21 protein-coding genes and 3 riboswitches are annotated in these 24497 nt (G+C 37.1%); of the genes, 16 read left to right on the top strand and 5 right to left on the bottom strand.

Annotated elements, in window-relative coordinates:
• Positions 1 to 446 precede the first annotated feature (446 nt).
• On the top strand, positions 447 to 1493 hold the full coding sequence (locus ACQKN2_RS11915) for a nitric oxide synthase oxygenase (RefSeq protein ID WP_427415165.1): 1047 nt from the start codon (positions 447 to 449) through the stop codon (positions 1491 to 1493).
• A 77-nt stretch (positions 1494 to 1570) separates the two neighbouring features.
• On the opposite strand, the gene ACQKN2_RS11910 is transcribed toward ACQKN2_RS11915, so the two are convergent.
• A complete protein-coding gene (locus tag ACQKN2_RS11910) occupies positions 1571 to 2779 on the bottom strand; it encodes a CynX/NimT family MFS transporter (protein ID WP_427415164.1) in 1209 nt (402 codons plus the stop codon).
• A gap of 172 nt (positions 2780 to 2951) precedes the next feature.
• Positions 2952 to 3128, top strand: a riboswitch (Lysine riboswitch).
• 81 nt (positions 3129 to 3209) lie between these two features.
• Between ACQKN2_RS11910 and ACQKN2_RS11905 the strand changes: the two genes are divergently transcribed.
• The 6 genes from ACQKN2_RS11905 (at position 3210) to ACQKN2_RS11880 (ending at position 9494) form a co-directional block, all read left to right on the top strand.
• Positions 3210 to 4676 (top strand): amino acid permease, encoded by a 1467-nt coding sequence (locus ACQKN2_RS11905; RefSeq protein ID WP_427415163.1) that lies wholly within the window; start codon positions 3210 to 3212, stop codon positions 4674 to 4676.
• 921 nt (positions 4677 to 5597) lie between these two features.
• Positions 5598 to 6290 (top strand): response regulator transcription factor, encoded by a 693-nt coding sequence (locus ACQKN2_RS11900; protein ID WP_427415162.1) that lies wholly within the window; start codon positions 5598 to 5600, stop codon positions 6288 to 6290.
• Positions 6291 to 6295: 5 nt separating this feature from the next.
• Positions 6296 to 7231 carry a sensor histidine kinase gene (locus ACQKN2_RS11895; RefSeq protein ID WP_427415161.1) on the top strand — a complete coding sequence of 312 codons (936 nt, stop codon included), beginning with the start codon at positions 6296 to 6298 and terminating at the stop codon, positions 7229 to 7231.
• A 137-nt stretch (positions 7232 to 7368) separates the two neighbouring features.
• Entirely contained in the window at positions 7369 to 8292 is a 924-nt protein-coding gene (locus ACQKN2_RS11890) for an ABC transporter ATP-binding protein (protein WP_427415160.1), read from the top strand.
• A complete protein-coding gene (locus tag ACQKN2_RS11885; protein ID WP_427415159.1) occupies positions 8285 to 8974 on the top strand; it encodes an ABC transporter permease in 690 nt (229 codons plus the stop codon). Before ACQKN2_RS11890 ends, ACQKN2_RS11885 begins: the two co-directional genes overlap by 8 nt.
• A gap of 148 nt (positions 8975 to 9122) precedes the next feature.
• The gene (locus tag ACQKN2_RS11880; RefSeq protein WP_427415158.1) at positions 9123 to 9494 is read left to right on the top strand and encodes a DUF5391 family protein; all 372 of its coding nucleotides are present in this window, start codon (positions 9123 to 9125) and stop codon (positions 9492 to 9494) included.
• Between the two features lie 165 nt (positions 9495 to 9659).
• Here the strand turns inward: ACQKN2_RS11880 and ACQKN2_RS11875 are convergent, their stop codons facing one another.
• Positions 9660 to 10925 carry an Nramp family divalent metal transporter gene (locus ACQKN2_RS11875; RefSeq protein ID WP_427415157.1) on the bottom strand — a complete coding sequence of 422 codons (1266 nt, stop codon included), beginning with the start codon at positions 10923 to 10925 and terminating at the stop codon, positions 9660 to 9662.
• A gap of 783 nt (positions 10926 to 11708) precedes the next feature.
• Positions 11709 to 11858: riboswitch (cyclic di-AMP (ydaO/yuaA leader) on the top strand.
• 180 nt (positions 11859 to 12038) lie between these two features.
• Here ACQKN2_RS11875 and ACQKN2_RS11870 point away from each other — a divergent pair.
• The 3 genes from ACQKN2_RS11870 (at position 12039) to ACQKN2_RS11860 (ending at position 16615) form a co-directional block, all read left to right on the top strand.
• Positions 12039 to 13862: an APC family permease gene (locus tag ACQKN2_RS11870; protein ID WP_427415156.1), complete on the top strand. Its 1824-nt coding sequence runs from the start codon at positions 12039 to 12041 to the stop codon at positions 13860 to 13862.
• Between the two features lie 277 nt (positions 13863 to 14139).
• A riboswitch (purine riboswitch) is annotated at positions 14140 to 14241 on the top strand.
• Positions 14242 to 14477: 236 nt separating this feature from the next.
• Positions 14478 to 15062: a xanthine phosphoribosyltransferase gene (locus tag ACQKN2_RS11865; RefSeq protein WP_323651023.1), complete on the top strand. Its 585-nt coding sequence runs from the start codon at positions 14478 to 14480 to the stop codon at positions 15060 to 15062.
• Positions 15063 to 15316: 254 nt separating this feature from the next.
• Positions 15317 to 16615 (top strand): nucleobase:cation symporter-2 family protein, encoded by a 1299-nt coding sequence (locus ACQKN2_RS11860; RefSeq protein WP_427415168.1) that lies wholly within the window; start codon positions 15317 to 15319, stop codon positions 16613 to 16615.
• 149 nt (positions 16616 to 16764) lie between these two features.
• Here the strand turns inward: ACQKN2_RS11860 and ACQKN2_RS11855 are convergent, their stop codons facing one another.
• Positions 16765 to 17016 (bottom strand): hypothetical protein, encoded by a 252-nt coding sequence (locus tag ACQKN2_RS11855; RefSeq protein ID WP_427415155.1) that lies wholly within the window; start codon positions 17014 to 17016, stop codon positions 16765 to 16767.
• A gap of 369 nt (positions 17017 to 17385) precedes the next feature.
• Between ACQKN2_RS11855 and ACQKN2_RS11850 the strand changes: the two genes are divergently transcribed.
• The 4 genes from ACQKN2_RS11850 (at position 17386) to ACQKN2_RS11835 (ending at position 20118) form a co-directional block, all read left to right on the top strand.
• A complete protein-coding gene (locus ACQKN2_RS11850; protein WP_427415154.1) occupies positions 17386 to 17832 on the top strand; it encodes a WapI family immunity protein in 447 nt (148 codons plus the stop codon).
• Positions 17833 to 17938: 106 nt separating this feature from the next.
• Positions 17939 to 18097 carry a hypothetical protein gene (locus tag ACQKN2_RS11845; RefSeq protein WP_427415153.1) on the top strand — a complete coding sequence of 53 codons (159 nt, stop codon included), beginning with the start codon at positions 17939 to 17941 and terminating at the stop codon, positions 18095 to 18097.
• Between the two features lie 442 nt (positions 18098 to 18539).
• Complete coding sequence (locus tag ACQKN2_RS11840; RefSeq protein WP_427415152.1) at positions 18540 to 19061, top strand: DUF2179 domain-containing protein; 522 nt, start codon at positions 18540 to 18542, stop codon at positions 19059 to 19061.
• Between the two features lie 487 nt (positions 19062 to 19548).
• Entirely contained in the window at positions 19549 to 20118 is a 570-nt protein-coding gene (locus ACQKN2_RS11835; RefSeq protein ID WP_323651029.1) for a YitT family protein, read from the top strand.
• A gap of 49 nt (positions 20119 to 20167) precedes the next feature.
• Here the strand turns inward: ACQKN2_RS11835 and ACQKN2_RS11830 are convergent, their stop codons facing one another.
• Both ACQKN2_RS11830 and ACQKN2_RS11825 read right to left on the bottom strand, forming a co-directional pair.
• The gene (locus ACQKN2_RS11830; protein ID WP_427415151.1) at positions 20168 to 21049 is read right to left on the bottom strand and encodes a DMT family transporter; all 882 of its coding nucleotides are present in this window, start codon (positions 21047 to 21049) and stop codon (positions 20168 to 20170) included.
• A gap of 102 nt (positions 21050 to 21151) precedes the next feature.
• Positions 21152 to 22312 (bottom strand): PucR family transcriptional regulator, encoded by a 1161-nt coding sequence (locus ACQKN2_RS11825; protein ID WP_427415150.1) that lies wholly within the window; start codon positions 22310 to 22312, stop codon positions 21152 to 21154.
• A 331-nt stretch (positions 22313 to 22643) separates the two neighbouring features.
• Between ACQKN2_RS11825 and ACQKN2_RS11820 the strand changes: the two genes are divergently transcribed.
• Both ACQKN2_RS11820 and ACQKN2_RS11815 read left to right on the top strand, forming a co-directional pair.
• Positions 22644 to 23543, top strand: a complete 900-nt coding sequence (locus tag ACQKN2_RS11820; RefSeq protein WP_427415149.1) for an EAL domain-containing protein — start codon at positions 22644 to 22646, stop codon at positions 23541 to 23543.
• On the top strand, positions 23503 to 24459 hold the full coding sequence (locus ACQKN2_RS11815) for a GGDEF domain-containing protein (RefSeq protein ID WP_427415148.1): 957 nt from the start codon (positions 23503 to 23505) through the stop codon (positions 24457 to 24459). The genes ACQKN2_RS11820 and ACQKN2_RS11815 overlap by 41 nt, the downstream gene beginning before the upstream one ends.
• Positions 24460 to 24497: the final 38 nt, after the last annotated feature.

The following is a 24497-nucleotide window of genomic DNA, read 5'->3' as shown; positions in this document are numbered from 1 at the left end:
CAAAAATCTTATTAAATTTAAAGTATAAAGAAATCGGGGTTCATCTGGGTTAATGTGCTAAAAGATTGCACCACCCCAATATTTGACTTAGAACCAAAAGGATCACCCTTCGTTAAGGAAGTTTTATTTCTAATGGACGTGTAATAACGTCTATTCCTAAGTATTGCGAAGGGTTTAATCATGCTAAACAAAATTGGCTATGCAACTGAAGATGTCTTTTGTATAACTAATTTCTACATACAAAAAGGTTTTGTCCTCTATAATCCCCAGAAATTTTCATAATAGCTACTTGAAGGGAAGGTATTTATCTTTTCCCTAATCCCAAATATAATAAGAAATATTGAACAAAGTATTTCATATATAAAATATGTATGTTTTCAGGCGGATTTTTTCGTGGTGATAATAGCTCCATTCCTCTAATATGAGGGTAGATGGAGGAGTTCGATATGAATTTACATGAAGTACAACGATTTTTAGAACTTTATCAAGTAGAACAAAACGAGTCGAAAACATGGCTAGAAAATAAATTACAGCATATTAAAACTGCTGGAGAATATATACCGACAACGGAAGAATTAATTTTTGGTGCACGAGTGGCCTGGCGTAATAGTAATAAGTGTATTGGTCGTTTGTTTTGGCAATCGCTGCATGTTGTAGATGCCCGTGATCTTTCAAATGAAGAGGATATCTTCAACGCTTTGCTTAAACATATTCAATATGCAACAAATGATGGGAAAATTCGTCCAACAATAACGGTTTTTGCACCAGGGAGAGTTCGCATATGGAATCATCAGCTAATCCGCTATGCTGGCTATGAAACGGAATCTGGAATTGTTGGTGATCCGCATTCCGTAGAGTTTACAAAAGTATGTGAATCACTTGGCTGGCAAGGTGAGAGAACAGCATTTGATGTGCTTCCTCTTGTTGTACAGGTGGATGGTAGAGAGCCACAAGTGTTTAAAATCCCTGACGAATATGTATTAGAAGTACCGATTCGTCATCCAGAATCTTCTCAAGTCGAGAAGTTAGGATTAAAATGGTATGCAGTGCCGATTATTTCGAGCATGCGCTTCCAACTGGCAGGCATCGACTTTGAGGCAGCTCCATTCAATGGTTGGTATATGGGTACAGAAATCGGGGCACGTAATTTAGCAGATCATGAGCGTTATAATATGCTGCCCGCTATAGCAGAAATTTTCAACCTTGATACAAGCAAACAGGCTTCTCTATGGCGTGATCGAGCATTAGTTGAGCTGAATATGGCCGTTCTACATTCCTTTAAAGAAGATGGTGTGAGCATTGTAGATCATCATACAGCTGCACAGCAATTTAAATTGTTTGAGGAAACAGAAGCAGCAGCAAATCGTGAGGTCACAGGCAATTGGACATGGTTGATTCCACCGCTTTCACCAGCTACAACTCATATTTACCATAAGCCTTATGTTAATGTTTACAATACACCGAACTATTTTTATCAGAAACCATTCTACTAATAGAGAAAGGCAGCTCATTTTAACTTATTTTAGCGGGTGTCCAAACACTCGCTGAAATAAGATTATGAGCTGCCTTTTTAATTCACATATTCGTTTTTAGAAGCCCTAAATGAACATAAGAAGAGTATCAATACTACGACAACAAATAACCAACCAGTGGTACTCCAATCACCGAATAAATCATGTAAATAACCAAATAAGATTGGACCAATTGCGGCTAATAAATAGCCTAGTGATTGTGCAAACCCTGATAAATCAGCTGCCTCAAAAGCGGTACGGGTACGTAATGTAAAGAACATCATCGCTAATGAGAATGAGGCTCCACCGGCTAAGCCTAGTAGCACCATCCACAGTATAGCGAGGCTTGTCCATTCCATTACTAGTCCGATAAAGCCAATTAAGTAAAATGCCGTAAACATTAATACGAGAGGTCGTTGAGATGTCATTTTACTAGCGATAATAGGCACAGCTAAAGCCATTGGGACTTGTGAAAATTGCATGATGGAAAACATCCATCCTGCACGATCTGCAGCTAATCCTTGTGCTATATATATTTCTGGAATCCAAGCCGCGGTTGTATAGAATAATAATGACTGAAATCCCATAGCTCCCGCTACTGCCCAAGTAACAGGTGATTTCCATAAAGGTGTACGTTCTTTCGTAGTTCTAACATTAGGCTCAGGCTTATTAAATTTCAACTGTGGAATCCAAATTAAAATGGTTAACGCCACAAGAACAAGAGCGACTGCCAGTGCACCTTGCCAGCCAATTGATGAATGAGCAACAGGATAGCTAATGCCAGCACCGAGACCAGCTGTCAAATTCATCGACATTGTGAAAAAGGCCATAAGTAAACCTACGTGATAGGGAAACTTCAATTTAAGTAATCCTGGAATAAGTACGTTACCGAATGAAATGGCTATACCAATTAGTGCAGTACCAAATACGAGCAAACTAGTTGTGCCGAGGGAGCGTAGTACAATCCCTAGCCCTAAAAGAATAGTTGATAAAAATAATGTTAATTCTAGCCCGAATTTACGTGCGACAATTGGTGCGAAAGGTGAGATGATTGCAAATGCTAGCAATGGGATTGTTGTTAGAAAGCCTGCTAGTACATAGGATATGCCGAGGTCTTCACGGATAAAGGAAATAATAGGTCCAACAACTGTTAGCGGCATCCGTAATGTCGAGGCAATACAAATTACGCCGATAACTAGTAATAAGGTTGTACCTTTCCAGTTAATTTTCCTGCTAGGATAAGTATCGGTATGTTCATGAGTAGTCAAATAAATCCCCCCTGTTAGAACAATTATGATTGAACCACTATACCACTTTATCACAATAATAAAAATAGTGGAAAATTCACAAAATATAGAATATTTCTTGAGTTATTGAAATGTCATAGGTCGTATGTTAAAATAAAACACATCATAAATTTAATAATATGCCTCATGTTTATATTGAGGTAGAGGTCGCGGTATTTAAGAGTATGCTAATGGAAATGACAAGCATTTGAGATATTAGTTGAAAGGAAATACTGCCGAAGTGTGAGGGGACTTGAAAACCTCATGCTGGGGCTGTCTCCGAAAGGAACAGAACTGTCACGTTTGAACAACGTGTTGAGCTATCATTTTGAAAGAACAGAGGATTTATTTAGCCATCACTGCCGTTCATGTGATGGCATTTTTTTGCCTCTTAAAGGAAGGATGCTATATTGTGAGTGAGATAAAAGTCAATCAGCTTGGCCATAAAGCGCCAAAGCTGAAAAAAGAATTAAAAAGCCGTCATATTACAATGATTTCATTAGGCGGTACAATCGGTACAGGATTGTTTTTAGCTAGTGGTGGTGCCATTGCACAAGCAGGCCCTGGTGGTGCACTTCTTGCTTATGCATTAATCGGTATCATGGTGTATTTTTTAATGACGAGCTTAGGCGAAATGGCAGCCTATATGCCATCATCGGGTTCGTTTAGTACGTATGCTACAAAATTTGTGGATCCAGCTCTAGGCTTTGCACTTGGTTGGAACTATTGGTACAACTGGGCAATTACAATTGCGGCAGAAATTTCTGCTGTATCATTAATTATGAAATATTGGTTCCCAGATAGCTCATCAGCACTTTGGACTGTTTTATTTATTGCTGTCGTTTTATCGTTCAATCTATTATCGGTAAAAAGCTATGGTGAAAGTGAATATTGGTTTGCCATGATAAAGGTTGTAACTGTAATCATTTTTATTATCATCAGTTTCTTAATGATTTTTGGTATTTTAGGAGGAAACGCTCCGGTAGGCTTTACGAATTTCTTTATCAGTGATGGACCATTCCATGGTGGATTCCTTGCTACATTTGGTATTTTCTTAGCTGCGGGATTCTCGTTCCAAGGGACAGAGCTACTTGGAATAACAGCAGGTGAAACAGATGATCCTGGTAAAAATATTCCGAAAGCTGTTAAGTCTGTTTTCTGGCGAATTCTTTTATTCTATATTTTAGCGATTGGTGCAATTGGGCTGCTGATTCCATTTACAGACGCACGTTTGCTATCTGAAGATATCGCTGTTTCACCATTTACACTGGTGTTCGACCGTTTAGGAATTGCCTTTGCTGCATCATTGATGAATGCTATCATTCTAACGGCAATGCTGTCAGCGGGGAATTCAGGGCTGTACGCATCTTCTCGTATGCTTTGGCAATTAGCGATAGATGGACATGCACCGAAATTTTTCGCTAAACTAAGCCGTCGAGGTATTCCGATTTACGCATTAATGGCGACTTTAGCTGTAGGCTCCCTAGCATTTTTAGCTTCATTCTTTGGTGATGGTGTGGTCTACATGTGGCTTCTAAATGCCTCTGGGATGTCTGGCTTTATTGCCTGGCTAGGAATTGCATTTAGCCATTACCGTTTCCGTCGAGCGTTCGAGGTACAGGGCTTAGATCCGAAATTGTTGCCGTATAGAGCAAGGCTATTCCCATTCGGCCCGCTATTTGCCTTTACGGTTTGTATGATTGTTGTTATTGGACAAAACTACAATGCCTTTACGGGGGATACAGTAGATTGGTACGGAGTCCTTGTCTCGTATATCGGTATTCCACTGTTCTTGCTGTTATGGCTTGGCTATAAAATCAAGCATAAAACAAAGATGCTTCCACTCGAGCAATGTGATTTAAAAGTCGATAATGAATAATAAAACTGTCCTGTGAGTCATAAAAAATGACTTGCAGGGCAGTTTTTTTAGTTGAAAAATGAATTTGTAACACCAAACTTACAATCTTGTCAGAGAAAATACTGCCAGTGAACATCTTTTAAGCTCCAAAACCCCGTATCCCCATAATAGCAATCACTGATCCGTAGATTACAAGAATGAGCAAAATGATGAGCAAACCTAAATATGTGTAATACCTGCTTGTTTTGATCTAATTCCGGATATCCCCAAATAAATACTCACTATCCAGAGTAGAGCACCCGAATAAAAGTAAATCCTGAAAATGCCATTTTCACGGTTCTTTCTAAATTAATTTTAAGTTATTAAGAAGAATATATCAGTCCATCCCTTAATGTTACAAATTTGGTTTTTTGGGTCTTCAGATAAGACTACTGGAAAAAAAGGGACTTAGTTTTTGCAAATCGATCCTCACTTTTGGTGCACAATCTTAATATGGTAAACTGTTATAGAAATGAATAATCACCAAATTTTGGGGATGACATTTGTCGAATCGTATACCATGTATATAAGTTGATTGGAGTGGAGGCAGGGCGACTCCTTGGGGATCAGCAATAGAGGAACGAAGGCTAAAAGCATCACATCCTGTGATAACGCCTTCGTGACCAACATCGGTGCTGCTGCCGCTACGTTTGCACTACGCTTTCGCGCAGAAAACATCTGTTGGCCCGAGACCCTGGAGCGAGCCCAGCGAGTGAAGCGGGAGGGGAACGAAGGCTAAAAGCATCACGTCCTGTGATAAAGCCTTCGTGACCAACATCCTGTTGCCCCGACGCCCCCAGGAAAGCGCCCAGCCGGAACGGAAATCAACCCTCGTTGTGGTAATGATCCATATAAATGGAAAGTCATATATAGACACTTTATGTTGGAAAGAGGTGCATGAACATGCAAAAGCATATTTTACTAGTAGAAGATGACGAAGCCATTCGTGAAATGGTGGAAAGCTATTTAACAATGGAGGGGTTCCTTGTCACCACTGCAGTAAATGGAGAAGAAGCCTTACACTATTGTTTAAACAATCCTTTTGATTTAGTGATCTTGGATATTATGATACCGAAGCTGAATGGATTAGAAGTTTTAAAGATTATACGAGAGCAAGTATCGCTTCCAATTATCATTATGTCAGCCAAGGATAGTGATGTTGATAAAGCGTTAGGTTTAGGATTAGGGGCAGATGATTATATTGCCAAGCCGTTTTCGATGCTGGAATTTTCGGCACGTGTTAAAGCCGCGATTAGAAGAGCTACAAAATACTCCAGTCAAGTAGAGGATAAGAAAGATCTAGTAGAGATAGACAACTTATCGATAGACCTTGTTAATTTTTCAGTTGATAAGAATGGACAAAATGTAAAGCTCACGTCAAAGGAATTTGCCATTTTAACGTTATTCGTGACAAATCGTAATCGCGTTTTTACAAAGCAGCAAATTTATCAATTGATTTGGAATGATGCTTACTATGGGGATGAAAATATTATTAATGTACATATAAGAAGATTACGTGAAAAAATTGAAGACGATCCGTCCAATCCTAAGTATATTAAAACACTTTGGGGAATTGGCTATAAATTTGAAGGGTAAACTCCATGATTATATTTCTATTACTGATTATTGTATTACTCGTAGGAATTATTATTTTTCAGGTGAGAGCAAAAAAACAACAAGACACTACTATTCAATACATGCATCAAAAACTGCAAGCAATCATTGATGAACAATCGAGCGAAAAGATTTTAGTATCGACAGCTAATCAAGAATTACAGCAGTTACTAATCGCGATGAATGCATTGTTAGACCACAATCAAAAAGTGCAAGCAACACATCGGAAAATGGAAGGCTCCATGAAAAAGATGTTGGCCAATATTTCACATGATCTTAAAACACCTTTAACGGTTGTGCTAGGTTATACGGAAATGCTGCAGCTTAAACAATCACTTAGTGACGAGGAGCGGCAACGGTTACTCACTGGCGTTCATTCGAAAACATTGGAAGTATTAAAAATAATCCATACATTTTTTGATCTGGCAAAATTGGAAGCTGGAGATACAGATTATCCAATGACGAAAATTAATGTAAGTGAAATTTGCCGGAAAAACATTTTATCATTTTACGATATGATCACGTCGATGGGATTAGAGATTGATATAGCAATACCAGAGATGTCCATGTATGCACTCGGCAATGAAGAAGCGTTAGATAGGGTTCTGAATAATTTATTGTCAAATGCAATTGCCTATGGGGCGGCAGGAAACATCATTGGGCTTACAGTAAGAAATGATGATGCTAATATTTTTATCGATGTATGGGATCGTGGTAAAGGGATTGACGAATATCATATTGATAATGTTTTTGAAAGAATGTATACGCTTGAGGATTCTAGAAATAAATCCTTCCAAGGTAGTGGTCTTGGCTTAACGATTACAAAGCGTCTTGTAGAATTAATGGAGGGCTCCATCCAACTTTCCAGTATCCAATATGAGAAGACTATTTTTACAGTTTCTTTAAAACGAATGACATACTGAGCAGTCATGCTTGTAGAGCATTTGAATGGCTTTACAAGCTTTTCTTATGCACTTAAGAAATTTGTAAGAATCAAGTAATAAATTAGAGAGTTTCATTTTTTATAATAAGGATAGCTAAATTTAAGGGAGAGATCTACATGACATATATTGTGAAAACAAATCAGCTTACGAAAGTATATGAGGGGAAAGAAGTCGTTTCTGCTGTTACTATGCATGTGAAAAAAGGAGAGATCTACGGTTTTTTAGGTCCTAATGGTGCCGGTAAAACGACAGTCATGAAAATGCTAACAAACCTTACGAAGCCAACGAGTGGAGATATTGAAATCTTTGGTGAGAAATTAAATGATCGCTCATACGAAGTGCTGAAAAGGATGGGGACAATTATTGAATATCCGATTTTTTATGAAGATTTAACAGCACTGGAAACTTTAGAATTACATTGCGAATATATGGGCTATTATGACAAGAAAGAGATTACGCATGTTCTAGATTTAGTAAAACTAACAAATACGGAGAATAAGCGTGTTAAAGACTTTTCTCTTGGGATGAAACAACGATTGGGTATTGCACGTGCAATTATTACGAAGCCGGAATTACTTATTTTAGACGAACCTATTAATGGTTTAGATCCGGTTGGCATTAAAGAACTACGAGAGCTATTCAAGATGCTTTGTAAAGAGTATGGAATTACAATTATAATCTCTAGCCACATTTTGGGTGAAATTGAACAATTGGCAGATACAGTCGGAGTTATTAAGGGTGGAAGGTTAATTAAGGAAGTATCAATGGACGCTGTCAATCGCAGTCAAGCAGATCATATTGAAATGATTGTTAGTGATGGGAAAAAGGCTGCCTTTATTTTAGAAAGTAAATTAAATATTACTAATTTCAAACTAATGGATGACAATTGTATTCGAATTTATGAATCGACAGCTTCACAAAAGGTGCTAACTAAAACATTAATTGAGCATGATATTGAAATTGAGGGCATTAGCAAAAAAACAAGCTCATTAGAGGATTATTTCTTGAAGCTAATCAATGGAGGTGTCGCTAGTGCTTAATTTAATGCGGCTAGAAATGAAAAAATATCATATTGGTTTATATATAAAACGAGCTGTTTTCGCAAATTTTGTGATATTAGCTATTATATTTATGCTTTTATTTATCACTAAAATAGAAGGGGATCAAGATTTTAGAACTTATCAGAGGGCATTTGGCCTTATAGATTCAGGTGTAAGAGCAGTATTTATTATTTTTGCTAGTGTGTTAATCGCCAAGTTTATTATCGGAGAATTTAAATATAAAACGATCACTGTAGCATTTATGTACCCGATCAATAGAAAAAAACTAATTGCTTCAAAGCTAGCCATTGTTTTTCTTTTTACCTTTAGTGCAATTATTTTATCGACTATTTTTGTCACAGCGATTTTTTGTGCTGTTAGCGAGGTTTTCCAATTGCTTCCGGATACAGTAACGCTCTCATTCATAATACAACGAATTCCCGTTGTGATTATGAATGCAATTTCAGCATCATGCATCGCATTAATACCGTTGTATTTTGGTATGAGAAAATACTCCATTCCGGCAACGATTGTATCATCGATATTAATTGTATCGGTCGTATCATCAAATTCGGGTAATTTCACCTTGTATGATATTATTTTCATACCTATCACTTTAGCTATTATCGGTATAAGCGTGGCCTACTTATCATTTCGAAACATTGAGCAGATAGATATTTAGGGATAAGAAAATAGCGCTTTAAAACTTAGGCTGTTTTCGTAAACTTTGTTGTTTTGGTTAAATAGTGTTATTCAACAATCGGGCCAGATTGTTGAGGTGCTATATGTAAAGTGAACTTACCAAAAATTATTCTTATGGAGGTTGTAGAATGAGAAATGGTGTTATCTTAATGACCATAATTTCGGGGCTACTTTTCTGTTTTATAATGATTGCAGTTTCGCTAACTCCCCTTCCGGATCCTGGTGGATTCAATTCTTTAGGTATGTGGCTGAATATTATAATGTTTCTTGTCTTTTATATTCTGTCTTTAATTTTGTATTGGGTAGGAGTTAAAGGAATGAAATATGTTATGGCAGTTTTTTGCGGAGTAGGGTTACTTATATCACTTTCAATAATTGTACTGGCATTTGTAATGGGAACGGTTACTTATAATGTTTCTGATTTTCTATATGTGATCGTTCTTTGCGTTATGTCACTAATTGCCAATATCGTTTGGTATATTGTTGCATTTAAAAAGTAGCAGATTTATAACGTTCTGTTTTATAAGGATGCAATGTATTAAACAATCGGGCGCGATTGTTGTATAGCCCAACTTTTCTTTATAGCAACAATCTTTGAGAAAACAGCCAAAACTTAAATGCCAGACACAAAACCAAAGTTAAAGGTTTTGTGTCTGGCATTTTTTTTAACCAAATATTGTTTGCCATAATAAATAAAGATTTAAAGCAACGACAATGACCACGACAATCCATCCTAATATAGTTGTAATACGACGATTGACTAGGCTTCCCATGACATCACGCTTACTTGTAAACATTACAAGTGGTACAAGAGCAAATGCGATACCAAAGGATAAAATAACCTGACTTAGGACAAGCGCATAAGTCGCATTCACACCAGATGCAATGATAACCAAAGGTGGTAACATTGTAATAGCTCGACGTAAATAAAGCGGTATTTTCTTTCTAATAAAGCCCTGCATCACAACGTCACCTGCAAGTGTACCAACTGAAGAACTAGCAAGACCTGCAATGAGAAGGCCAAGACCAAAGGATACAGCCGCCATCGGACCAAGCGCCTCTTTTAATCCGTTATAAGCGATATCTAAATCTTCAACTACTACGCCTTGTGTATGGAATACTGCCGCAGCAATAACAAGCATACTCATATTGATGGCACCAGCAATAATCATCGCGATGATGATATCAATAAACTCAAAACGGAAAATCCGTTTCTTTTCTTCATCATTTCGGCCAACGATACGATTTTGGGTTAATGAAGAATGCAAGTAAATAGCATGTGGCATGACAGTTGCCCCTAAAATACCTGTTGCAAGTAAAATAGAATCTACACCCTCAAAGCGCGGTGAAAACATGCCCATTGTTACTTCGCCCCAATTTGGTTGTGCTAAAAATGTTTGGAATGCAAATGCTAATACGACAATAAGCACCATGCCAGAAATACCTGCTTCAAACGCTCTAAAGCCTCTGCGCTGTAATTCTAAAATAGCAAATGAACCGACCGCTGTTATCAGCGCTGCAGGCAGCATTGGAATATTGAACAACAAGTACAGCCCTAATGCCGCACCAATAAATTCTGCAAGATCTGTTGCAATAATGACCAATTCAGCTTGAATCCATAAAAAGATAGAAGTCTTTTTAGAAAAATGTTCACGTGCTACTTCGGGTAAATTTTTGCCAGTTGCAATGCCAAGCTTTGCAGACAAAGATTGAATTAATACGGCCATTAAATTGGAAAAGGCGATTACCCAAAGTAATAAATAGCCATATTGTGAACCTGCTGTAATATTCGTTGCGAAGTTGCCTGGATCAATATAGGCAACCGCAGCGATGAAGGCTGGACCAAGAAACGGTAAAATGCGTCGCCAGCCTGTTATATCTCCATCTAAAACCGCCTCAGCAGACGATTTTGTCATTCGTTTGTAAACCATGTTGTTCCCTCATTTCAAAAAGTATCACGGGTGAAATAAAGTTTCCTATAGGAAAGTGTTATATTCCTATTTTATAGCTAGAACTAAAAAATGTGAAGATGTTTGCTCAATTTTTTGCGGAATTCGAAATGTTTTTGATATAGTAATCAACTTTAATGGAGGAATTTCGCTTGTGAATCAATGTATGGAAGCATCATAGCAGAATATTCGATTCATTTGAAAATGATTCAAGGGTGAATGTACTTAGCTTCTTTAAAAGTGGGAATATACTTAAAAGGTAGCTTTTTTAACTTCTTTCAGCGAGTGTTTTTTGTAGCGAAAGCGAAGCGGCAGCTACAGCTACAGGTGTCTAAACACCAGCTGAAATAGAGGAACTCAGGCTAAGAACATCACATCCTATGAAAACGCCTGGGACCAACATCGTATTGGTAAGCCGATTCCGGATGTAATTATGCCGAGGCATAATTGATTGATTTTCAATTCGGGTATTCACATATTTTCTACTAGTATTAAAACATTATTCTTCAAAGAAGAATTCATCATCAAAAGTTTGGGGTGACGTTTGTTAAAACATAGGTCATGTATATAAGTTGATTGAAGCGGCTCATCGGACGCGCTTTGGAAAACACCCAATCGGAGCGGAAATCAACCACACGTTATGTTTGGTTTGGGCCTAAATAAAAATGTTCAAAATAGCAAGTAAAAAAATTTTTTGTAAGCATTATTTTCATCTTTACTTTTTTTAATTACAGGCGTAATATGACATCATTATAAAAGTTTCAAATTTCTAAATCGCTGAAGCAATGACGCGGGGGACCCAATTTTTACGGATTACATAGGTGATCCTTGGGGTGAATCTCTTCATTTATTGAGGGGTAGGGCTACTCAGGCCCGAATCCGACAGCTAACCTCGTAAGCGTTAAGAGCAGAAAAGTGGAGCTTGGCAGACGAATGAGCGTCTACAAGTCTTATTTAGTGATGACTTGTAGGCGTTTTTTATCTTCATTCTAAAAATGAAACAAGGCCCCGTAAACAGCACAAAAACCGATTATGCTAAAGTGTAATCGATTTAGAAATGTGAAACACATTCTATGAAACTAGAAGGTGTAGAAAATGAAATCTTCATTAAAACGTTATATTATCGGTAAACCATTAAGATCTGAAGCGTTAGGGGAACAAAAGCTTAGTAAAACAAAAGCACTTGCCATACTATCGTCCGATGCGTTGTCATCAGTTGCGTATGGACCTGAGCAAATTTTAATTGTACTTATGACAGTGAGCACTGTTGCTTTTTGGTATTCTTTACCGATTGCTGCTGGGGTAGTTGTGTTACTGACAGCACTTATTTTCTCGTATCGTCAGGTTATTTTTGCGTATCCACATGGTGGTGGAGCTTACGTAGTTTCTCGGGAAAATTTAGGTGTCAATGCGGGTTTAGTCGCTGGTGGATCATTGCTTGTCGATTATATTTTAACAGTTGCGGTAAGTGTATCGGCTGGAACAGATGCCATTACTTCGGCATTTCCAAGTCTGCATTCCTATAATGTGATCATCGCTGTGTTTTTTGTTATATGTTTAACGCTTTTAAACCTGCGTGGAGTCACAGAATCGGCATCCATTTTAGCTTATCCCGTTTATTTGTTTGTAGTAGTGATGTTGGTGTTAATCGGAGTAGGAATTTATAACGTAATAACAGGGCAAGTTCCAGCAGAGTTGCATCCAAAGGTCGGTACACCAGTTGCAGGTATCAGTCTATTTATATTATTAAAGGCATTTGCATCAGGAAGCTCAGCTTTGACTGGTGTTGAAGCAATCTCAAATGCTATTCCTAATTTTAGAGATCCAGCGCCGAAAAATGCGTCTAAAACATTATTAGCTATGGGCGGTATTTTAGCAGTGTTATTTATTGGTATTGTGAGCCTAGCTTATTTTTATGGAGTTGCTCCCAATGCGAAAGAAACGGTTGTTTCACAAATTGCGGAGGCAAGTGTAGGTCGCCATATCTTTTATTATATAGTACAGGGAACAACGGCGATGATATTAGTACTTGCTGCGAATACAGGTTATTCGGCCTTTCCTTTACTAGCTGTCAATTTATCGAAGGACGGTTTTATCCCAAGAATATTCCAGATTCGTGGGGATCGACTTGGTTATTCAAATGGCATCATGATGCTTGGTTTAGCGGCCATTGTATTAATCATTTTATTTGATGGAACAACAGAGCATTTGATTCCGCTTTATGCAGTTGGTGTGTTTATTCCGTTTACTTTAGCGCAGGCTGGAATGATGCGAAAATGGTGGCGTGAAAAGCCAAAAGGTTGGGTGGCTAAATTTTCGATTAATACGATTGGAGCAATCATTTCCTTTATTGTAGCGATGATGTTTTTTGTGACGAAATTGCCTCAAGTATGGCCAGTGTTTATCTTTTTACCAATTATTATTTGGACGTTCCACCGGATTAAGCAGCATTATAAAACAGTTGGTGAACAATTAAGATTGGATAATGAGGAAATACCGAATGTGGAGGGGAATGTCTTCATTGTACCTGTCGCTGGTATTACGAAAGTAGTCGAAAACACTTTGCATTATGCGCAGTCACTACACGTTGATAAAATTATTGCCTTTTATGTAGCCTTCGATCAAGCGGATGCAAAAGCGTTTGAGGAGAAGTGGAAAGCTTGGCAACCAAATATACGGCTTGTCACATACTATTCACCATATCGAAGTATTACACAGCCATTAATGAAATTTATTGATAAGGTTGAACATCAATGTGCGAAAACAGGCCATCAAGTAACAGTTATCATCCCACAGTTTTTACCGAAAAAAGGATGGCATCATATGTTACACAATCAATCAAGTCTATTAATTCGCACGTCGCTGTTATTTCACAAAAATATCGTTATTATGACTGTGCCCTTCCATTTATCAAAATAATGACTAGCAAGCTCGAAAATTGTCTGATATAATCATAACGTTGATTGTAAAACACGAACGTTTACAATTGAAAGTCAGTAAAATAATAGTAAATTCCGAAAAAACAGACTTTATTCAGTGTGAGATACAAGCACATACCGAATAAAGTGCCATTTTTGGAAATAACGCCAAGGCGTGATAAAGATTAGGAAGTTCTTTAATGGTTCATCAACAAAAGTTGAGGATGACTTTTGTTAAAACGTATACTATGAAATCAACCACACGTTTTGGTGATGATACAGTTTAATAATAGTTCACTCATATAATAGCGAGAATATGGCTCGCGAGTCTCTACCGATTTACCGTAAAAAAATCGACTATGGGTAGCAATGCTTTAGAAGACTTTATATAAGATGTTTTCTATTCGTTTCGACGTTTTTACGCTGAATGCTTTGCTCCACTCGTAGATGACTGGAATCAAAGTATTCGGCGTTTTTTATTACTTGGAATGAGCATTTCTTCTATAATAACGCCTTCGTGACAACGATATCGTGTTACTGACGCTGCGTTAGCACGGCGCTTTCGGTTATTTGCTCATAAAAATTTATTACTATAAGAAAGAAGGATATAAAGGAAATGAAGTTATTACACGACAAAATTGTGCAAGAAGGTAAAGTTCTATCTTCATCTGTATTAAAAGTAGACTCGTTTTTAAATCATCAAATTGACCCAATGCTTATGAAAGAAATTGGTCATGAGTTTGCCACTCGATTCTCTGATCAAGTGATTACAAAAATATTAACGATCGAATCTTCAGGTATCGCACCATCTGTTATGCTAGGGCTTGAAATCGGTGCTCCTGTAGTGTTTGCACGTAAACGTAAATCATTAACACTATCAGATAATCTTTATAATTCAAAAGTACATTCTTTCACAAAAAATGAAACGAACGATATTTCAGTTTCACGTAGTTTCTTAAATGAAGATGATAACATTCTAATTGTAGACGATTTCTTAGCTAATGGGGAAGCTGTCAAAGGTTTGCTTGATATCGCAGCACAAGCTGGTGCAAATGTTGTGGGTGTAGGCATTGTTATTGAAAAAGGCTTCCAAGACGGTGGGAAATTATTACGCCAGCAAGGGGTTCGCGTGGAATCATTAGCAATTGTAGATTCCCTTGAGGATGGTAAAGTAACATTTGCTGCGGAGGCTAATGCGTAATGAATACCGATCAATTATGCCTCGGCATAATTGCGTCCGGAATCGGCTTTGTGCTTAGGCCTGCGTGATGCAGGTCAGTTAGCCGTTATCGCATGGATGCGATGTTTTTAGGATAACATCCTATATTGAACTCCTTTCCGATTCTGTGACATCCGCCGGAGGCTTTAACTTCTTTTAGCGTGTGTTTGGACACCCGCTGAAAAGTAGTTTAAATCCGCATTCATTACTTCACCTATAGAGGAGGGAAACTTTTGCTGAAAGAAGTTAAATCGACGACGCTAGCTATTCAACATTTACTTGCGATGTATGCAGGTGCCATTTTAGTGCCACTGATTATCGGTGGGGCAATTGGCTTTGATTCAAGACAAATGACGTATTTAGTAGCGATTGACATTATGATGTGTGGGATCGCAACGCTTTTACAAGTGTATTCAGGTAAATTTATCGGTATTGGTTTGCCGGTAGTACTAGGCTGTACATTTACAGCGGTTAGTCCGATTATTGCAATTGGTACTAATCCTGAACAAGGTATTACTGATATTTATGGATCTATTATTGCATCAGGTGTAATCATTATGATTATCGCAGGCTTTTTTGGTAAGTTAGTCAAATTCTTCCCACCAGTTGTTACAGGCTCGGTCGTGTCGATTATCGGTATCTCTTTATTACCAGTAGCTTTAAATAATATGGCAGGTGGACAAGGCGCAAAAGACTTTGCATCGGGTTCGAATGTAGCTTTAGCGTTTATTACATTGGTCATTATTTTAGTCGTTTATCGTTTTTCTACGGGCTTCATTCGTGCAGTTTCCATTTTAATCGGATTAGTTGCTGGGACAATCCTAGGAGTATTTATGGATAAGGTTGATTTTAGCCCAGTTTCAGATGCTGCCGTATTACACATGGTTCAGCCATTTTACTTCGGGATGCCAACATTTAATGCATCTGCGATTATTACAATGACGCTTGTAGGAATGGTTTCTTTAGTAGAATCAACAGGGGTTTATTTTGCGCTAAGTGATATTTGTAAGAAAAAATTAGATTCAAAAGATTTAGCACGTGGGTATCGTTCTGAAGGTCTTGCCTCTGTGATCGGCGGTATTTTCAACGCTTTCCCATATACAACGTTTTCACAAAACGTGGGACTTACGCGTATGTCAGGCGTCAAAGATCGCAAAGTCATTTACATTACAGGTGGTTTACTAGTAGCGCTTGGTTTCCTACCAAAAATCGCAGCATTAACAACGATTATTCCAACACCAGTACTTGGTGCGGCAATGCTAGCGATGTTCGGTATGGTTATTACACAAGGTATGGGTATGCTAGTACCTGTTATGAATGAATCAGCGGAAAACGCCATGATTGCTGCAATTGCAGTTAGCCTTGGTGTAGGCGTATCAGTTGTTCCTGGAATTTTTGATGCACTACCAGAAAAAGTATCTCTTCTAACATCTAACGGTATCGTCTGTGGTTCTGTCACAGCCATTATCCTTAACATTTTATTCAACATGATTGGGCCAAAGCATAAGGAAGACCCGATGCATGGAGAAGTTTAAAAATTTAATAACGTTCATCTAAATACCTCGCATATTTTGATGAAAAGAACGTTGCCACCTACTTTTATCTATTGATTTAGATTTAAGGAGGTGGCTTTTTTATGCGGAAAAAAGGCTGTTTCTACAGCAAGACTTCTTCATGGAACAAGTTACCCCTGACGGAATTGCTTTTTAGCTGTTAAAACAGTTAATACAATATTTGTAACGAAGAAATATATAAAACTAGTAATGGACAACAGTATAAGCGTGGCTGCTTCTAAATTAAAATCATCCTCTATTATATTTAAGGTGGAACCTGTGCCTAAAGACATCGCGGTGATTAATACAACTGATGGTAAAACGATTAAAATACTTAAACATAACGCAATGATATTGACCACTAAAATCGAGGTTTTCCACATTTTAATATTATTCAACGTTTTCTTTGATAAATAAATGATATTAATTATATATAACAGTGTTACTAAGATAAAAGGTAATATACATTTTAATAAGAATAATAACATTCCAAGCACCTCGCTCTTAAACTATTTTATTTGAGTCAATTACCTAACTTAGTGTAATTTTACACTATTGATGTCATTTGTCAACGAGCTTTCTTTTAAACCGCTTTTTTATGACATACAGTATAATAGAAGAGGATTGAAATGAATGCGGATTTAAGCTGCCCAGCAGATGTCCAAACACCCACTGAAATAGAGGAAAGCTTGTTTCTAAAGATAAAGTTTGTAGAAGAAGTCAGTGCTATATTTTGAAAAGAGATGATATAAATGAATGCTTTTTTAATAGGAGGCAAACAAGGATTTATTCGGATAGAAATCATTGAGGTTTTTGGATTTCCGAATGAAACTAGTTATTTGGGTGGATACGAAGTTAAAGGGAAAATTGATATAAAAAGTGGTAACTATTTTGTGAAAGACGCAGAACTATGGTTTTCAACTGGTCAGATCTATACGTTTTTTAGCCAACTTCAAAAATGTTTTAAGCAATTGAATGGAAGTGTGACTTTTACAGACTCAAGTTCTAATATTGAGTTTGAAATGCATTTTAATCGATTGGGGCAGATTACTATAGAAGGGTATTTCCAAGAGTTTTTGAGTGAAGAAAATAAACTACATTTTGAATTTGAAAGTGAACAAAGCTATTTGTTATCTTCGTTTGAAGAGTTAAGAAAGATAGTTGCCCATTATGGCGGTTTAGAAGGTAAAAGGAGATAGTTGTGTCTTATTGGACTTACAGGCGTAATAGTTGATGGTAAAAATTGGTTATTGTAATACAAGAGAATATAGAATATTATGAACCTTATGGAAGGGAGGGCTATAAATGAATTTGAAAACTGCTAAAGAAGTTATTGAAGAACTACATGTAATTATGGAGTCACATATGTCTTCAGAAGAAAAAATGAAATTGGAAGTTTGGCTAAAAGAGTACTACATAGATGAACTAATAAAGAATAAAGTACCGATGAATTCGGATTGCTAGTCATTTAAATAGGGCACTTCTTTTCGGAGTTGTCCATTTGGTTCTGTCACTGCGATTATCCGCAACATTTTGTTCAATATAATTGGGCAAAGCATAAGGAAGACCTGATGCATGGGAAGCATAAAGGATTTCTATAATATACAAAATGTCATCTACTTTTATAGTAGGTGGCATTTTTTTATGAAAAGTAGATGAATTGTTAGGGAATCTAGGGAATGGGACGGGAGTTCTTTGTACAAGCGGATTTAGGACGATGCCGAGACATAATTGTTGAGAAGAATGCAAGGCAATGTCTGAACATACATTTATAAATATCTGGCATGTGGGTGTTATTTGTAGCGGGGAGGTGCTCTACTTTCGCCAGCGGAAATCAGCGTCTAATAGATAGTTAAGGCAACGCACTTATAGTATATAAAACTACTTATTGAAAGGTCTCTTACAAATGCAAAGTATATTTCTGATTGTATTACTTCAATTAATTTATGTGCCTTTTTTAACGTTACGTACAATATTTTTAGTGAAGAACATTACGTTCCTTGCTGCCATATTCGGTATGCTGGAAATGTTAGTGTATGTATTTGGCCTTTCTCTTGTTTTTAATGGAGACCAAAGTATTTTAGCGATGGTTGTTTATGCTGCTGGTTTTGGTTTAGGTATTTTTCTAGGTGCTAAAATTGAGCGGAAACTAGCGATTGGCTATGTCTATGCGACAATCAATACGCAAAATAAAAATGAAGAGCTCGTGAATTTTCTTCGTAATGAAGGCTTTGCTGTGACGATTTATATTGGTGAAGGTAGAGATAGTAATCGCTATAAATATGAAATATTAACAAAGAGAAATCGCGAGACAGAATTGTTTCAAATTGTGGAGCATTATGAACCAAATGCTTTTATTATTTCTTACGAGCCTAAATCATTTAAAGGTGGATTTTTGCTGAATCGAATGAAGGCAAAAAACAAATAGTTTTTTCCTAGCCCTCTGTGTATATGCAGAAGGGCTTTTTTGGTTCATCACCAAAAGTTGTGGATGGCTTTGTTAAAACGTCTATTATGTTAATAAGTTGATTGGAGTGGAGGCTGGGCGACTCCTCGGGGATTAGCGATTAGGGGAACGAAGGCTATAACCATCACATCCTGTGATAACGCCTTCGTGACCAACATCGTGTTGGCCCGAGACCCTGCAACGCAGCGAAGCGGCTCATCGGACGCCCCCAGGAAGCTCTGCTCTGCGCGAAAGCAAAGCGTCAGCGGCAAAGCGCCCAGTTGGAACGGAAATCAACCACACGTTTTGGTGATGATCCATTTTTTGTATTCACACAATTTATAGAGAAATTTAGCGACCAAGCTCGATAAAAAATATTAATACTAGTATACCGACAGACGTGAACAATAACATGTTCAAATTGATTTTTTCATACTATAAAAACATGCAAGTCTCGGAGGGGTGTTGTATGTATTTTTTTACGAAAGGCTTGGTCATTCTCATAGGAAGTGCTGCGGTATCATTAGGAATTAATTTATTCTTAACGCCCTATCAAATTTTAGATGGGGGAGTTGTAGGGATAGCGCTTATTTTACATTATTTATATAAGCTTAAAATAGGTTTAATGATCATCATTATTAGCATTCCAATCTTTATCGTTTCTTGGTATAAATACAGGGCATATTTTTTCAATAGTATACATGGATTATTTGTATCTTCTCTTAGTATCGATTTACTAAAGCCTGTTCGGAATCTTATTCAGGTAGATGCCATTTATAGCGCCATATGTGGAGGGGTCCTTATGGGGTTTGGTGTCGGCTTGATGCTTAGATTTCAGACAAGCACTGGTGGCACAGATTTGATTGGACAATTTTTAAGTGATAAAACTGGAATTAATGTCGGGATCCTTATTTTTATAATCGATTCCATCGTCATTGTCATAGGGGGACTGCTTTTATCTTCCAGTACATTATTGCTTTCAATTATTACAATTTTGGTAGTAGGGATTACTACAAGCATCATGACTAGTCGTGTTTAAAAAAATATAAAAAATAGCTTCAGTAGCACTGAAACTATTTTGAAATTTTTTATCGAGAGCTCTTCATCATTCGTTTTTTAGGATGTGCAGGCTTTACTTCTGCTATTAATATGGCGAGTAAAATCATGATAGCCCCTACAACCATACGGCTTGTTAATACTTCATGTAAGAAAATAACGGATAGCACCATGCCGAAGAAGGATTCTGTGGACAGGATAATAGCTGCCTTTGTAGCAGACGTATATTGATTCGCAACATTTTGAAAAAGATAGGCAAGAGTAGTTGAGAAAATGGCTAAATAAATAATCGAATAGATGGCTTCTTTTTCAAGAGTAGTTGGGATCTCGCCTTGACTGACTACGACCAAAACACCTAAAAAAGATGCTGTGATAAATTGAATGATCGTCAGGGCAATGGCATCTTCCTTTTGGACAAATAGGTTAGTACAGAAAATATCAAAGGCAAAGGCGACAGCGCAAGCTAAGGAAAGCACATCTCCGATATTCATCGTCAGTGAACCCTGTAAGGATAATAAACCGATTCCTACAATAGCTATCATCGAACCGATAATTTCGTAGCCATCTATACGCCGCTTGTAAACCGCGAACGCAATTAATGGAACAATTATGACATTTACAGCAGTTAAAAATGCATTTTTAGAAGGTGTTGTATATTGGAGCCCTACTGTTTGAAGGGCGAAGGCAATATACAAAATGGTCCCTAACAAAATACCTTTCCAGATAACGGATTTAGAAGCTTTTTTTAATCTAAATCCAAATAAGACTGTCAGTATAATCGAGGCTAATAAAAACCTACCTGCCATTACTTGATAGGCCGTTAAATATTCCAATGCAATAGCCGTTATTACAAATCCGCTACCCCAAACGATTGCAGTGACTAATAGCATACCATCAGCTATGTATTGTTTCATCGTTCTTCCCCCTAACCTCAATAGGATAGCATGAAATGGAAAAAAATAGTTTAATTTTAATTCTAAAAATTCAGGCGTTTTTTTGTACTTATTCCAAAGCTGTCATTCGACATTCGTTTTGCTATGTAATAAGTACAATTTAACGGCTGCCGCTATACGCTCATAAAAAACATAATCATTTTCTAAAGGTGCTACTAGCTGACGTATTTTTGACATGCGATAACGGATCGTGTTTGGATGGCAGAAATGAGCAACGGCTACTTCTTTAATATTTCCTTGTTTTACAACATAGGTGATTGCTGTTTTCATTAAATCCTGATCATCCTTTGCCTCAAGTAGGGGACCAAGATAGCTATTTACATAGTCCATAGCAAATGTTGCGTCCTTACGATGCAATTCAATTAATAACCAATCGGAAGCAAGGTTTTCATAATGACATATAGGAGTCGATTCAATTTCAGCCATAATACGTGCATAAAAGGCTTCACGAACAGCCATAGGGAATTCTGATTGTGTTAGGTGACAACGACTATAGCCAAAGGTCAATGAATTCGTCGAGATTGCGTACATCGTTAACCATTCATTGAGAATTTTTTTAAATTGAAATTGCTGTGACGAATGGGTCATTACAATAAAGAGACTCTTTTTATAGCTACAAATCATACCAGATTTCAATAGAGGCTCTAATTGAAAAAAGGAGTGCATCCATTGGCTATTTGCATCATCATGCGCTTGAATGTTAGCAACAAATACATACTTGTCGAAGGGCTTATTGATTTGCTGTAAAATAGACTTTATTTGTTCATCTGTTACGTCTTCCTCGATTAGACGTCGCAAAATCGTTTCTAAAAAGAACGAGTAGTCCTGTGTTTTTGCATAAGCCATCGTTTCTAAAATAATCTTTTCAAAAAATTCATCTCCGCCAAATCGCAAGATCGGAAAATTTTGTTCGTCTGCATAGACTAACACTTCCTCGGGTAACTCCTCATAGATGACAGGTTTATAAGCTAAAGCACTTGCCCCCAGCTCAATAAGGCTTTTCACGGCATTCCATAAATATTCTGGCTTGTGCTTTGCGAATAATAAACTGCTTAACACAACGCTATTCGGTGTGAAAATCGTTTCTCTCACCGTTTGAATATCGGGTGAAAATTCAAAGTCTAGAATTTCAACATTTTGAACGGGTTTATGTAAACCATTGCGACCGGCAACGACTGTAAATTCTTTTGTAATAGGCAGTTGTAAAAAGTTCTCTACGTTCATTACAATATCCAGCAACCTTTCTTGTGATTGTGCTTCTATTACTTATTATAAAAGTACTTGTCAGTAAAATACTATTAGTATTGCTGAAAGGACATAGCGAATCGCTGATAAACCAACCGAACTACACACTTTTGAATACTTCCTCGAACAGCCTTCTCTACATCCTTTAACCCACTCCTTCAAGTGATCAAAATAGATTATTTTTATAAAGCATTGTCGACTATTGAAAAGGAAATCTAGTGCTAGAGACACCTGTTTTACATGAAATTCATAGTGTATTTACAATGAAAGCGTACAATAGATCCTAATAACCGATTTAAGAGGTGCGAGAATGGAGCCTGCTGTTAGTCAAAGCATAAAAACAAGTAATTTATTTTCTTATTTAAAGTATTTATATGGGCAGCATCAAAACAATGCTCTTTATATAAAACGTTTAAAAGCATTGAAAGAAATAATTCAGGACAAGAGTTTACATACATATTTTCAGCCTATTGTTGATTTACAGACGAGGCAAACGGTTGGTTTTGAGGCGCTGAATCGTCCAGAGCCTTCAGAATTGTTTAATAGTGTCGATCAGTTTTATGAATTTGTTGGGCAAACGGACTGCGTATTTTTATTTGAATGCTTTTGTCGTAATCTTTCATTACAACGCTTCAAAGAACGACTGCACGAGGAATGGCTAAACAGAGATTTTTTAGTATTTGTAAATATACATCCTAATGTTTTACTAGATAAGAACTATCATAGTGGTGAAACGTTGCAATTATTAAAGGAGCTTGGCATAAAACCACAGCAGGTAGTGTTTGAGCTAACTGAACGCAGTGCAGTGGTAGATTTTGTAGAGTTTGAACGTGTATTATCCCATTATCGATCACAGGGCTATCGAATAGCAGTGGATGATGTGGGTTCAGGCTACAATAGCTTGAAAACGCTTATTTACTTAAAGCCGGAATTTATAAAACTAGACCGTTCTTTAATCCAATTTATTGATAAAAACAGCGAGCAACAGCAGCTTGTCACATTGCTGATGAAATACGCAGAGCAGGCTGAGACGAAAATTATTGCAGAGGGTATTGAACGCCAGGAAGAGCTTGATTATTTACATAGTATTGGAATCCACTACGCGCAAGGATACGCGATAGGGAAACCCACAAAGGAAATACATTTGGGGAAAATAAGGATGGATGACCATGAAGATAGGGGAAGTCATAGAAAATGTTCCATGTATTGATGAATTTGTGAAAAATAAAGAAGTGGATTTACTTTTTACAAGTAATCCGTCATTACGTAGTGTTGTCGTTGTTCGAGATGACAAGCCAATTGGGCATATTACACGTACACATTTCTATCAAAAGATTGGTACACGCTATGGCTATAATTTATTTATGGGACGGCATAATCAGCTTATTATGAAAGAAAATCCTTTAATTGTAGATCGCAATATACCTATAACAGAGGTCAGTACGTTAGCAATGTCTAGACCTCCAGAGGACTTATATGATGATGTGATTGTAACAAGGAATGACTTATATTATGGTGTCGTAAGTATTCGGGAACTACTGTTAAAGCTCGTAGACACTCAAGTAGCCATTGCTAGCTTTTTGAATCCGTTAAGTAGTCTTCCTGGCAATAAATTAATTGATGAAAAACTAGAGGAAGCATTGCAACTATCACAATATAGTTTAATATATTTTGATTTAGATCATTTTAAATCATACAATGACACGTACGGTTTTAATAAAGGGGACAAGATTTTATTATATTTAACAGATATTTTAAAAAGAAATATAGTGGGTGCAGAAGATTTTTTAGGACATATCGGTGGAGATGATTTCGTTGCGATTCTTCCACATTATGAGGCCGCCCCAATCTGTCAAAGAATTATTGATGAGTTTGATGCATTCATTTTAAGCTTTTATGATGTAGAGGATTTAACATGCTTACAAGTACAAAATAGAGCTGGTAAATTAGAGCCTTTATCTTGTACGACGCTATCGATCGCGGTTATTACTAATCAAAATCAGCAATTGGAATCTATTGACCAATTGTCAGATGCGGTGACACGTGTGAAAAAACAATGTAAAAAAATTTCGGGAAGCTGTTACCTTATTAACAACAATGGAAAAGAAGCCTACCTCGTTCATTAAACGAAGTAGGTCAGACTATGGGCATGCTCGCAATAATT

The organism is Lysinibacillus sp. NPDC093688, assembly GCF_050280145.1.
Lineage (GTDB): Bacteria > Bacillota > Bacilli > Bacillales_A > Planococcaceae > Lysinibacillus > Lysinibacillus xylanilyticus_B.
This window is presented reverse-complemented; position numbering and strand designations above follow the sequence as displayed.